The organism is Shewanella sp. DAU305, from assembly GCF_026802235.1.
GTDB lineage: Bacteria > Pseudomonadota > Gammaproteobacteria > Enterobacterales > Shewanellaceae > Shewanella > Shewanella baltica.
Map to the genome: position 1 here is coordinate 2,815,925 of NZ_CP113808.1, position 12,014 is coordinate 2,827,938.

Annotated in this window: 10 protein-coding genes and 1 pseudogene; 10 read left to right on the forward strand and 1 reads right to left on the reverse strand. The window is 46.1% G+C overall.

Annotation, left to right across the window (positions count from 1 at the left end):
• Nucleotides 1–175: 175 nt before the first annotated feature.
• On the reverse strand, nt 176–1,366 hold the full coding sequence (locus OX890_RS11945) for an amino acid aminotransferase (RefSeq protein WP_268649264.1): 1,191 nt from the start codon (nt 1,364–1,366) through the stop codon (nt 176–178).
• Between the two features lie 435 nt (nt 1,367–1,801).
• Here OX890_RS11945 and aroA point away from each other — a divergent pair, with 435 nt between their 5' ends.
• The 10 genes and pseudogenes from aroA to OX890_RS11995 all read left to right on the forward strand — a co-directional run bounded on the left by aroA (nt 1,802) and on the right by OX890_RS11995 (nt 11,979).
• Nucleotides 1,802–3,082, forward strand: coding sequence for a 3-phosphoshikimate 1-carboxyvinyltransferase (gene aroA, locus OX890_RS11950; RefSeq protein ID WP_259561485.1), 1,281 nt, complete (start codon nt 1,802–1,804; stop codon nt 3,080–3,082).
• 186 nt (nt 3,083–3,268) lie between these two features.
• Entirely contained in the window at nt 3,269–3,961 is a 693-nt protein-coding gene (gene cmk, locus OX890_RS11955) for a (d)CMP kinase (protein ID WP_006081720.1), read from the forward strand.
• A 99-nt stretch (nt 3,962–4,060) separates the two neighbouring features.
• Nucleotides 4,061–5,731: pseudogene (gene rpsA, locus OX890_RS11960) on the forward strand (30S ribosomal protein S1); the annotation flags it as partial.
• 73 nt (nt 5,732–5,804) lie between these two features.
• Nucleotides 5,805–6,092, forward strand: a complete 288-nt coding sequence (gene ihfB / locus OX890_RS11965; protein ID WP_006081718.1) for an integration host factor subunit beta — start codon at nt 5,805–5,807, stop codon at nt 6,090–6,092.
• Nucleotides 6,093–6,214: 122 nt separating this feature from the next.
• On the forward strand, nt 6,215–6,490 hold the full coding sequence (locus tag OX890_RS11970) for a LapA family protein (RefSeq protein WP_006081717.1): 276 nt from the start codon (nt 6,215–6,217) through the stop codon (nt 6,488–6,490).
• Nucleotide 6,491: 1 nt separating this feature from the next.
• Nucleotides 6,492–7,652 (forward strand): lipopolysaccharide assembly protein LapB, encoded by a 1,161-nt coding sequence (gene lapB, locus OX890_RS11975; RefSeq protein WP_259529292.1) that lies wholly within the window; start codon nt 6,492–6,494, stop codon nt 7,650–7,652.
• 42 nt (nt 7,653–7,694) lie between these two features.
• Nucleotides 7,695–8,390, forward strand: coding sequence for an orotidine-5'-phosphate decarboxylase (pyrF, locus tag OX890_RS11980; protein ID WP_268650610.1), 696 nt, complete (start codon nt 7,695–7,697; stop codon nt 8,388–8,390).
• A gap of 175 nt (nt 8,391–8,565) precedes the next feature.
• A complete protein-coding gene (locus tag OX890_RS11985) occupies nt 8,566–9,387 on the forward strand; it encodes an SDR family oxidoreductase (protein ID WP_268649265.1) in 822 nt (273 codons plus the stop codon).
• Nucleotides 9,388–9,457: 70 nt separating this feature from the next.
• Nucleotides 9,458–10,000, forward strand: a complete 543-nt coding sequence (locus OX890_RS11990; protein ID WP_268649266.1) for a DUF2058 domain-containing protein — start codon at nt 9,458–9,460, stop codon at nt 9,998–10,000.
• 221 nt (nt 10,001–10,221) lie between these two features.
• The gene (locus OX890_RS11995; RefSeq protein ID WP_268649267.1) at nt 10,222–11,979 is read left to right on the forward strand and encodes an acyl-CoA dehydrogenase family protein; all 1,758 of its coding nucleotides are present in this window, start codon (nt 10,222–10,224) and stop codon (nt 11,977–11,979) included.
• The last annotated feature ends 35 nt before the right edge of the window (nt 11,980–12,014 follow it).

A 12,014-nucleotide genomic window follows, 5' to 3' on the forward strand; every position in this document is an offset into this window, starting at 1 on the left:
GTGAGACGTGGCGCAGCTTGCCATATTTGGGGATAAAACGAAGAGAATAAAAGGTCAAAACTGATCGGGTAGAACGATTGAATAATTTAACACTTGAGGCGGTAAATGAACTCTGCTGTATTCCTTTATTGCGGGAGTACAGCAGAGTGAGCGGTGCAGATAAACTCAGCGGCGCTTAGAGCACTTTAGCAATTGATTGGGCTAAGTAATCGACGTTATCTTCACTGATCCCAGCAATACTGATGCGGCTTGAACCGACCATATAAATGCTGAATTCTTTTTGTAGGCGCGCCACTTGCTCTGGATCCACCCCGAGGAAGGAGAACATGCCTTTTTGGCGGGCGATAAAGCTAAAGTCACGGTCTACGCCATTGGCTTTAAGTTTATCCACTAAAATGGCGCGGTTGCCGTTAATGCGATCACGCATCACTTTCAGCTCATCTAGCCATTCTTGGGTCAATTCTGCCGATCCTAAAATCGTCTCAACAATCGCGGCACCGTGGGCAGGTGGCATAGAGTAGAGGCAGCGAACCACATAAAGCAGCACTGATTGCGCGACATTGGCGGTATTGGCATCTTTAGCAATCACAGAACACGAACCGATACGCTCACGGTACAAACCGAAGTTTTTCGAGCATGAGCTGCAAAGGATCATATTATCGACTGCTGCCGCCATTTGACGCACGCCGTAGGCATCAATATCAACGCCATCACCAAAACCTTGGTAGGCCATGTCAATCAGTGGGGTAAAGCCTTGCTCTTTTGTCAGGGCAACCACTTTATCCCATTGTTCTGTGGTTAAATCCATTCCGCTCGGGTTATGGCAACAGGCGTGGAATAACACCACATCATCAGGACTCACTTGCGATAGGGCAGCAAGCATCTCATCAAATTTCAATGATTTGCTATCGTAGTCATAATACGGATAGGTTTTAACGGTAATGCCAGCCGCTTCGAATAAACCGATATGGTTTGCCCAAGTTGGGTCGCTTACCCATAACACCGCATTCGGGTTGCAGCGTTTGATAAAATCTCCTGCCACGCGCAGTGCACCAGTACCACCGGGTGTAGAAACGGTACGGATACGATTGGCGAGAATAGCACTGTGATTTGCACCAAAGGCTAATTCTGTCATTAAGGTGTTGAATTGTGGCGAGCCGGTTGGACCGATATACACTTTGGTGGTTTCGGTATCGAGACGGAATTTCTCGGCTTTTTTCACGCAGCTCAGGATCGGGGTCACGCCTGTAGGGTCTTTATAAACGCCCACACCTAAATCAACTTTTTGTGGGTGGGTGTCTTCGCGGTACTGAGTCAACAAGCCAAGGATGGGATCTGCTGGCATTGCGATGAGTGAGTTAAACATAGCTCCATCTACCTTTCTGGTTATAGTGCAAACGTGATTGTTTGTATCAGATATGCGTTATTTATCGTTTGGGGCTTAGAATAGCGCGGAAAGGTAAAGTATTTAAAGTGAAAACTGTGATTACACGCCAGTTATCTTGGCAAAAAAGCCTGCCAAAAATACGGTTAAATCCTAAATTAACCGCTTAAATTTTGCGTTTTTGTTATTTTTACACTGAACTCAGTAAATAATCTGACCAAAAAGCCATTTTTCTCGAAAAAACGGTTGAATCCTTAGCGACAATCGGTAATTTTATAACGACGAAGCACCAACAAGGCCCCAATCTCCTTTTATTTGTAATCTTAACTTGACGCTGTGTAGCGTGAAGTTGCCATTTTGCGTATTCAGTCCGCGTGATCGTGATGATGACGCCCTATAGAGAAAGAAGATTTATTCATGAAGCAATTACGTCTTGAACCTGTTGTGCAAGTCCGCGGTGAGATCAATATTCCGGGCTCAAAAAGTATTTCAAATCGAGCCTTATTATTGGCCACCTTAGCCCAAGGCACGACCACGCTTACCAATCTGCTCGACTCAGATGATATTCGCCACATGCTGGCCTCCCTCAAGCAGTTAGGGGTGAACTACCGTTTATCGCAAAACAATACTGTGTGTGAACTCGATGGCTTAGGCGGTGTGATTTCCTCTGAATCTGCGCAGGAATTATTTTTAGGTAATGCAGGCACGGCAATGCGCCCCTTGTGCGCCGCCTTAACCTTAGGTCAAGGCGAATTTACCCTCACGGGTGAACCACGCATGGAAGAGCGCCCGATTGGCGACTTAGTCGATGCCTTAAGGCAACTTGGTGCCAATGTCGTTTATCTTAAAAATGACGGTTTCCCCCCGCTGACGATTAATGCGACGGGTCTTAATGGCGGCGATGTTGAGATTGCGGGTGACTTGTCAAGCCAATTTTTAACCGCCCTATTGATGGTGGCGCCGCTTGCAAAGGGCAGCGTGAATATCCATGTCAAGGGCGAGTTAGTTTCTAAGCCGTATATTGATATTACACTGGCCCTGATGGCGCAATTTGGCGTAACAGTCATCAACCATGACTATGCCCGTTTTGAGATCCTTGCCGGTCAGCAGTACGTGTCGCCGGGTAAAGTGCTGGTCGAAGGTGATGCGTCATCGGCATCGTATTTCCTCGCCGCAGGGGCGATTAAGGGCGGTGAAGTCAAAGTCACCGGCGTGGGCCGTTTAAGTATTCAAGGCGATGTGAAATTTGCCGATGTGCTTGAAAAAATGGGCGCAGATATCGAGTGGGGCGATGACTATATTATTGCGCGTGGCTCTCAGTTAACGGCCGTTGATTTAGACATGAACCACATTCCCGATGCGGCTATGACCATTGCTACCGCAGCGTTATTTGCTAAAGGCACGACCGTTATTCGTAATATCTATAACTGGCGCATTAAAGAGACCGACCGCTTAGCGGCCATGGCGACGGAATTACGTAAAGTAGGCGCCGAGGTTGAAGAGGGCAACGATTACATTAAAATCACCCCGCCTGCGGTGATTAACACCGCAGAAATTGATACCTACAATGATCATCGTATGGCCATGTGTTTTTCGATGCTGGCATTTGCCGATTGCGGTATTACTATCAATGATCCTGATTGCACTTCTAAAACATTCCCCGACTACTTTAAGCAGTTTGCGAGTCTGCAAGGCTAAGTCCGTTTGATTCGTTATTGTAATAACAAGCGATGTCAAGAATAGTCAGCCGTATTTGCGCGGCTGCTAATCTTCATAAAAAATCCACGGATTTTGTTTGTCTTTTGTTGTACAATGCTGCGCGCTCATTTTCGGGGGCTCACTTGATGAACTCACGGATGATGGTTATTTTTTGCGGAGGAATGTATGTCTGAACGGGCTCCTGTAGTCACAATCGACGGCCCAAGTGGTGCTGGCAAAGGTACAATTAGTCAATTATTGGCTCAGCATCTAGGTTGGCAACTACTTGATAGTGGTGCTATTTACCGAGTTCTTGCGCTTGCTGCAATTCATCATAACGTTGAACTGGAAAATGAAGAATCGATCACGCTGTTAGCGGCACACCTCGATGTGAAGTTTTTAACAGGCAATGATACCGATCCGGTTCAAGTGATATTGGAAGGTGAAGACGTCACCACCGACATTCGCACTCAAGAGTGCTCGAATGCCGCTTCAAAAGTCGCCGCGTTTCCACGGGTGAGAGAAGCCTTATTACGTCGTCAACGGGCCTTTAAAACGGCGCCAGGATTAATTGCCGATGGTCGCGACATGGGAACTGTGGTTTTCCCAAGTGCGCCGGCAAAATTATATTTAACCGCCTCAGCTGAAGAGCGTGCCCAAAGACGCTATAATCAGTTGCAGGACAAGGGCTTCGATGTTAATATCGAGCGCCTTTTAAGTGAAATTATCGAACGTGATGACCGCGATATGAATCGTCCGGTGGCTCCTTTAGTCCCCGCCGAGGACGCGCTCATTATCGATACAAGCGGAAAGGGTATTGATGAAGTGTTAGCGCTTGCGCTTAATTTTATCAACCAAAAATTATCCGACACTAACTAAGTTAGCCCACCGGATAGGTATTCGTATTAAGGATGATACGGATAATTTGACTGACTCCACGTCTAGGACGGACAGTGGTTTAATAAAGAAAGTAACCTAAACATGACTGAATCTTTTGCTGATCTATTTGAACAATCCCTTCAAACTCTGGAATTCCGTCCAGGTTCTATCGTTCGTGGTACTGTTGTATCAATCAAAAACGGTATGGTACTGGTTGACGCGGGTCTGAAGTCTGAAAGCCCAATCCCAGCTGAACAATTCAAAAACGCTCAAGGTGTTTTAGAAATCGCTGTTGGTGATGAAGTTGACGTAGCTCTTGACTCTGTTGAAGACGGCTTCGGTGAGACTCAACTGTCTCGCGAAAAAGCGAAACGTCATGAAGCTTGGATCGTTCTGGAAAAAGCTTATGAAGATGCTGAAACTGTAATCGGTATCATCAATGGTAAAGTTAAAGGCGGTTTCACTGTTGAATTAAACGGTATCCGTGCCTTCTTACCAGGTTCTCTAGTTGACGTGCGCCCAGTTCGCGACACCGCTCACTTAGAGTACAAAGAATTAGAATTCAAAGTTATCAAGCTAGACCAGAAGCGTAACAACGTTGTTGTTTCTCGTCGTGCAGTTATCGAATCAGAAAGCAGCGCTGAGCGTGATGCACTGTTAGAAAACCTGCAAGAAGGTCAAGCAGTTAAGGGTATCGTTAAGAACCTGACTGACTACGGTGCATTCGTAGATTTAGGTGGTGTTGACGGTCTGCTACATATCACAGATATGGCGTGGAAACGTGTTAAACATCCATCAGAAATCGTCAATGTTGGCGATGAAATCAACGTTAAAGTACTGAAGTACGATCGTGAGCGCACTCGTGTGTCTCTAGGTCTGAAACAACTTGGCGAAGATCCATGGTTAGAAATCAGCAAACGCTACCCAGAAAACACACGTTTAACTGGTCGCGTTACTAACCTAACTGACTACGGTTGCTTCGTAGAAATCGAAGAAGGCGTTGAAGGTCTGGTTCACGTTTCTGAAATGGATTGGACTAACAAGAACATTCACCCATCTAAAGTTGTTAACTTAGGTGATGAAGTTGAAGTTCTGGTTCTGGACATCGATGAAGAGCGTCGTCGTATTTCTCTTGGTCTGAAACAATGTAAGACCAATCCATGGGATGACTTCGCAACTCGTTACAACAAAGGCGACAAGGTTTCTGGTAAGATCAAGTCAATCACTGACTTCGGTATCTTTATCGGTCTTGACGGCGGTATCGATGGTCTAGTTCACCTGTCTGACATTTCTTGGAACGGTACTGGCGAAGACGCAGTTTCTGAATACAAGAAAGGCGATGAAATCCATGCAGTGGTTCTGTCTGTAGATCCAGAGCGTGAGCGCATCAGCTTAGGTGTTAAGCAAACTGAAGATGATCCATTCAACGCATACTTGGCTGACAAGAAGAAAGGTACTATCGTAAACGGTACTGTTTCTGCTGTTGATGCTAAAGGTGTGACTGTTGAACTGGCTGACACTGTTGAAGGTTACATCCGTGTAGCTGACATTTCACGTGAGCGTATCGAAGATGCATCTACTGTCTATAATGTAGGTGATGCAATCGAAGCTAAGTTCATGGGTGTTGACCGTAAGAACCGCTCTATCAGCCTGTCAATCAAAGCGAAAGACGAAGCTGAAGAGAAAGAAGTAATGGCGACTCTGAACAAACAAGATGACGCTGTTATTAGCAATGCAATGGCTGAAGCGTTTAAAGCAGCTCGTAAATAATCGCCTGTTGTTTGGGGAGACTTCTCTCCCCATTAGGCGACTGTGTTTGGCTTGATAATAGGGGATAGCTAGGATGACGAAATCTGAACTTATCGAAAAACTCGCCACCAGGCAGTCGCAGCTGTCGGCGAAAGAGGTTGAAGGCGCAATCAAAGAAATGTTGGAGCAAATGGCAACAACATTAGAAAGCGGTGATCGTATTGAGATCCGTGGCTTTGGTAGTTTCTCGCTTCACTATCGTGCACCGCGGACTGGCCGTAATCCAAAGACTGGTTCATCAGTCGATTTGGAAGGTAAATACGTCCCGCACTTTAAGCCAGGCAAAGAACTGCGCGAGCGTGTTGACGCCGTTAATGTGTGATTGACCGCATAGTAAAAAGCCTCCGTTAGGAGGCTTTTTTGTATCTATTGCAAGGCAATGCTGGTCAGCTCAGTGAATTTCTTGGATAATCATTAAATTGAAACGCGTTTAGGGAGTGCAGCGTGAAATCATTTGTAGCAACTGTGCTTGTGGCACTGTTATTTATTCTGGCGTTGATCTTTGGCGCGCGTAACGAACAAGTGGTGACCATCAGCTATTTTGTCGCACAGGGTGAATATCGTTTACCTGTTGTGCTAGCGATCGTCTTTTTTGCTGGTTTCATCTTGAGCTGGTTAGTTGCAAGCTACTATATCGTGCGCTTGAAATTGAGCTTAGCGACAACGAGAAAGAAACTAAACCAAGTGATGGCTAAAGCCCCTCAGGATGTAGACGCCTAATATGCTTGAGATACTCTTTCTGTTGCTTCCCATTGCTGCCGCCTACGGTTGGTATATGGGGCGACGGAGCATAAGGCAGAATCAAAGCAATCAACGTAAACAATTGAGCCGGGACTACTTTACTGGCCTCAATTTCTTACTGTCGAACGAATCGGATAAAGCCGTTGATTTGTTTATCAGTATGCTAGATGTTGACGATGAAACCATAGATACTCATCTGTCACTCGGTTCGCTGTTTCGTAAGCGAGGCGAGGTCGACCGCTCCATCCGTATTCATCAGAATTTAATTGCCCGTCCAAACTTAGCCAATGAACAACGCGACATCGCTATGATGGAGCTGGGTAAAGATTATCTGGCCGCGGGTTTTTACGACAGGGCCGAAGAAATCTTTATCAACTTGGTTAGCCAAGATGATCACAGCGAAGAATCTGAAACTCAACTGATTGCTATCTATCAAGTGATTAAAGAGTGGCAAAAAGCCATTGATATCACTAAGCGTCTAAGTCGTAAACGTCAGCAAGTCTTAAAGCCGTTAACGGCGCATTTCTATTGCCAGTTAGCCGATGAAGCCAGTGACGATTCACAGAAGATTAAACTGCTGCAACAGGCGCTAAAGCAAGATCCCCAATGCGGTCGTGCGTTATTGACCTTAGCGAAAAAATTCCTCGATATTCAAGATTATGCTCAGTGCAAGCAAATGCTGCTGCAACTGAAAAAAGCCGATATTGAGCTTTTTGCCGATGCAATCCCTACGGCCAAACAAGTTTATCGCGACACACAAGACAAAGAAGGCTTCCAAGAGTTACTGGCGGGCGCCATGGCCGATGGCGCGGGTGCTTCTGTGGTTGTCGCCTTAGCGCAGCACATGATAAGTCTGGATGAGATTAAAGCGGCAGAGACCATGGTGCTCGATGCCCTATATCGGCATCCGACCATGAAAGGTTTTCAGCACTTGATGCAAATGCATTTGCGTCAAGCAGAGGAAGGGCAAGCCAAGCAAAGTTTAACTATGCTAGAGCAGCTCGTTGAGCAACAAATTAAATTCCGTCCGAGCTACCGTTGTAAAGAGTGTGGTTTCCCTTCACATGCCCTTTACTGGCATTGTCCTTCCTGTAAAAACTGGGGCAGTATCAAGCGGATCAGAGGCTTAGACGGCGAGTAAATAAGATAATATCTATGTTAGTGTAACTCTGTTGGAGAGATGATGACGACTAAACCTATCCTCGTAGCGCTTGATTACGATAACAAAAAACACGCTTTACAACTGATAGAAAAACTCGATCCCAACATGTGCCGCCTTAAAGTCGGCAAAGAAATGTTTACCCTGTTTGGCCCGCAATTGGTGAAAGATATCCATGATCGTGGCTTTGATTTATTCCTCGATTTGAAATTTCACGATATTCCCAATACTGTCGCCAAAGCTGTGGCCGCTGCCGCAGAGCTGGGTGTATGGATGACGAACGTGCATGCCAGCGGTGGTTTAGCCATGATGGAAGCGGCCAAAAAGGCCTTGCTGCCATACGGCGACAAAGCGCCTATGCTGATCGCTGTGACGGTATTAACCTCCATGAGTGATGATGATCTTAAATTACTCGGCATCAATGTGCCTGCATTTGAACATGTTCAGCGATTAGCTAAGCTGACGCAGCAAGCAGGACTCGACGGCGTGGTGTGTTCAGCCCAAGAAGCAACAGCGTTAAAATCACTGTTAGGTAAGGACTTCAAACTCGTTACGCCGGGGATCCGCCCAGTTGGGAGTGATGCTGGCGATCAACACCGGGTGATGACGCCGCCTCAAGCGATAGCAGCGGGCTCAGATTACCTAGTGATAGGCCGTCCAATCACTAAAGCCGCCGATCCGTTAGCGGCATTGCAAGCGATTCATCAATCATTGGCATAGACGTTTCAATAGCCGTCTCAATCGCGGTTTGACCGTCGTTTGAATAAAAAAGGCTTGAAATCGCTCGTTAGTAACCTTGATATGATGGATAAAAATTGAAATAGTATCTTGAATGACAACATAAAATAATTAATCACACCCTGAGTGCATATCTCACAGTTCACGGAGAACGCCCATGTTTAATGCTACGATGTTTAACTATCAAGGTAAGAATGTTGTCGTTGTCGGTGGCACCAGTGGGATAAATCTCGCCATTGCAATTGCGTTCGCGCAGGCTGGCGCCAATGTCGCAGTCGCGAGTCGCAGCCAAGATAAAGTTGATGCCGCGGTATTGCAGCTGCAACAGGCCAATCCTGATGGTATTCATTTAGGTGTGAGTTTTGATGTGCGCGATCTTAGCGCCCTTGAAGTCGGTTTTGATAAAGTCGCTTCTGAGTTTGGTTTTATCGATGTGCTAGTTAGCGGCGCGGCGGGTAATTTCCCTGCCAGCGCCGCAAAGCTTTCGGCCAATGGTTTTAAGTCGGTGATGGACATTGATTTGCTCGGCAGTTTTCAAGTGCTAAAGCAGGCTTATCCTTTGCTACGTCGCCCCCATGGCAATATTATCCAGATTTCGGCGCCGCAGGCTTCGATTGCTATGCCCATGCAAGTTCATGTGTGTGCGGCAAAAGCGGGCGTGGATATGCTGACGCGAACCTTAGCGTTAGAGTGGGGCTGTGAAGGGCTGAGAATTAATTCGATTATGCCAGGCCCTATAGCTAACACTGAAGGCTTTAATCGCCTTGCACCCAGCGCCGCATTACAGCAAAAGGTTGCCCAATCCGTTCCATTAAAACGCAACGGCGCAGGCCAGGATATTGCTAATGCTGCGTTATTTTTAGGCTCTGAATTGGCGTCCTATATTACGGGAGTTGTGCTGCCGGTTGATGGAGGTTGGTCACTTGGCGGCGCCAGTATTGCGATGACAGAGCTTGGCGAACTGGCCGCGAAAATGTAGTTTGGTTTTAGATGTTTGATATTCAAAATCGAGAACTTTGATTTTATATAGATTAAGTAGGTAATGATCCATGGCTAATGCATTACAAGAGCAGCTACTCAAAGCAGGGCTTGCCAGTAAACAAAAGGTTCGCGACGTTAAGACCCAAAAACGCCGTGACAAAAAATCACGAATAGATGATGGCTCCAGTGCTTTTAAGCAAGAAGTGGCCGAGCAAAAACGTCTGCAGGCGCTAAAAGATAAAGCGCTGAACGAGCAACGTTTTGCAGAGGCATCAGAGAGTGGGCAGGTGCGCGGTTTAATCACTGAGTTCACTAAGTCTGCGATTAAGATCCCAACTTATGCCGAACTGAAGTTTAACTATACTCTTGATAATAAAATCTATTCTTTATACATAGATGAAAAACTGCAGGCAGAATTGCTCAAAGGGCAGTTAGGCATAGTACGTTACGAAGATAAGAGTTACTTAGTACCACATAAGTTAGCCGAGCGAGTTAAACTGCTGGTGCCGCAGTGGTGTGGTTATCTGTGGCAACAGGATGAATCTAAAGCTGTGGTGGTTGAAGATGATCCCTATGCTGATTATGCGATCCCAGATGATTTAATGTGGTAATAAGCACAAGCTTGTGAACTAACGCTGCGACAATCCTGTGGTAAAGCTTCTAAAATAGAGACCCTTAAGTTCAAGCTTAAGGGTTTTTTTATGGGTTGAATTTATACTTTGCTCACGTACCTCCATATTATTCGCGGCTGTATTTGTAATGAGATTGTTTTCTACAGTGAACTGGTATAAATTAAAACAACTGTTTTAATCCTACGTTTAAGAGTCTACCAATGAACCCTTATCAAGCCCCGTTAACGGATATGCGTTTCCTACTGGAACAGGTATTTGATGCCTCTAACACTTGGGCACAATTGCCTGAGATTGCTGAAATGGTCGATATTGACACGGCCAATGCCATTCTTGAAGAAGCAGCCAAGATCAGCAGTCAGTTGATCCATCCGCTGAACCGGACGGGCGATGAGCAGGGCGTGTTACATCAAGATAATCAAGTGATTACTCCTGATGGCTACAAAGCCGTTTATGAACAGTATTCGCAGGGCGGTTGGATTGGCTTGTGTGGCGATCCTGAATTTGGTGGCATGGGCATGCCAAAGATGCTGGGGATCTTAGTCGACGAAATGGCTTACAGTGCTTGTAATGCATTTACGCTTTATGGCTCGTTAACTGCGGGTGCGGCTTTATGTATCAATGCCCACGGCAGCGAAGAATTAAAACAAGCTTATTTGCCTAAGTTATATTCCGGCGAATGGGCGGGTGCTATGGATATGACAGAGCCGCAAGCGGGTTCTGATCTGCGTAATATTCGCACTCGAGCTTTACCGCAGGATGATGGTAGTTATGCCATCACGGGCAGCAAGATTTTTATCACGGGTGGCGATCATGATTTAACTCAAAACGTCATCCACTTAGTGCTTGCCAAGCTACCGGATAGCAAAGGGATTTCACTCTTCCTAGTGCCTAAAATATCGGTAAATACCGATGGCAGCTTAGCTAATGCGAATGGTGTATCTGTGGGTTCTATCGAGCACAAGATGGGCCTTAAAGGTTCAGCAACGTGTGTGATGAACTTTGATAATGCTCAAGGTTTCTTGATTGGTGAACCCAATCGCGGTCTCGTGTGCATGTTCACTATGATGAACTACGAGCGCTTAGCGATTGGTATTCAAGGTCTGGGCAGTGCTCAGGCGGCGTATCAGATGGCAGCCGATTATGCTAAAGAGCGTAATCAAGGCGTTGCCGCTGGCGGCTCGCCGACGGGCAGTGAATCTGATCCTATTATCGTCCACGGCGATGTGCGCCGTATGTTGTTGACCATTCGAGCAATGACAGAAGCAGGCCGTGCTTTGTCTGTGTTTACTGGGCAACAGCTAGATTTGGCCAAATATGCCCAAGATGAAGTTAAAGCCAAAGCCGCGCGTTATGTGGGTTTATTAACGCCAGTCGCTAAAGCCTTTTTAACCGATCGCGGTCTTGATGCGACGATCATGGCGCAGCAAGTCTTTGGTGGACATGGTTATATTCGTGAAACGGGTATTGAGCAATTAGTTCGTGATACCCGTATCGCACAGATTTATGAAGGCACCAATGGCATTCAAGCCATCGATTTCCTCGGCCGTAAAGTCACGGGCGATAATCTTGCTGCATTAAATGAATTTGTCGCTGACTTGAAAGCACAAATGCGCGCATTTACTCACGTGGATGTGGTGAAAGTAGCGGCAGTATGCGCACGTTTAGATGCATTAGTCATAGTCGCTGAGTCGATTAATGAGCACAAAGTCGCTCAGCCTGCGCTTATTAATGCTTGCGCGGTCGACTTTTTAGATGCCTTTGGTTATACCCTTTATGGTTTCTACTGGTTGGCTATGGTCGATAAAGTCGCTGATCATGAAGATAAAGCGTTCGCCGAGCAGAAAGCCTATTTAGCTAAGTTCTATTTTGATAAGTTACTGCCTAAAGCGGATTACCATATCGCTCAAGTTAGATCCGGTGATGCGACCACTATGGCTATGCCTGCAGAGTTGTTTTAATTATGCTTCGATAGATTCGTTTAAATAGAAACGAA

Excerpts from the sequence above, each read along its gene's own strand:
- pyrF (WP_268650610.1), top strand. The coding sequence starts at position 7,695 with ATGACGACTAAACCTATCCTCGTAGCGCTTGATTACGATAACAAAAAA.
- cmk (WP_006081720.1), top strand. The coding sequence starts at position 3,269 with ATGTCTGAACGGGCTCCTGTAGTCACAATCGACGGCCCAAGTGGTGCT.
- ihfB (WP_006081718.1), top strand. The coding sequence starts at position 5,805 with ATGACGAAATCTGAACTTATCGAAAAACTCGCCACCAGGCAGTCGCAG.
- OX890_RS11985 (WP_268649265.1), top strand. The coding sequence starts at position 8,566 with ATGTTTAATGCTACGATGTTTAACTATCAAGGTAAGAATGTTGTCGTT.
- aroA (WP_259561485.1), top strand. The coding sequence starts at position 1,802 with ATGAAGCAATTACGTCTTGAACCTGTTGTGCAAGTCCGCGGTGAGATC.
- OX890_RS11995 (WP_268649267.1), top strand. The coding sequence starts at position 10,222 with ATGAACCCTTATCAAGCCCCGTTAACGGATATGCGTTTCCTACTGGAA.
- OX890_RS11945 (WP_268649264.1), bottom strand. The coding sequence starts at position 1,366 with ATGTTTAACTCACTCATCGCAATGCCAGCAGATCCCATCCTTGGCTTG.
- OX890_RS11990 (WP_268649266.1), top strand. The coding sequence starts at position 9,458 with ATGGCTAATGCATTACAAGAGCAGCTACTCAAAGCAGGGCTTGCCAGT.
- lapB (WP_259529292.1), top strand. The coding sequence starts at position 6,492 with ATGCTTGAGATACTCTTTCTGTTGCTTCCCATTGCTGCCGCCTACGGT.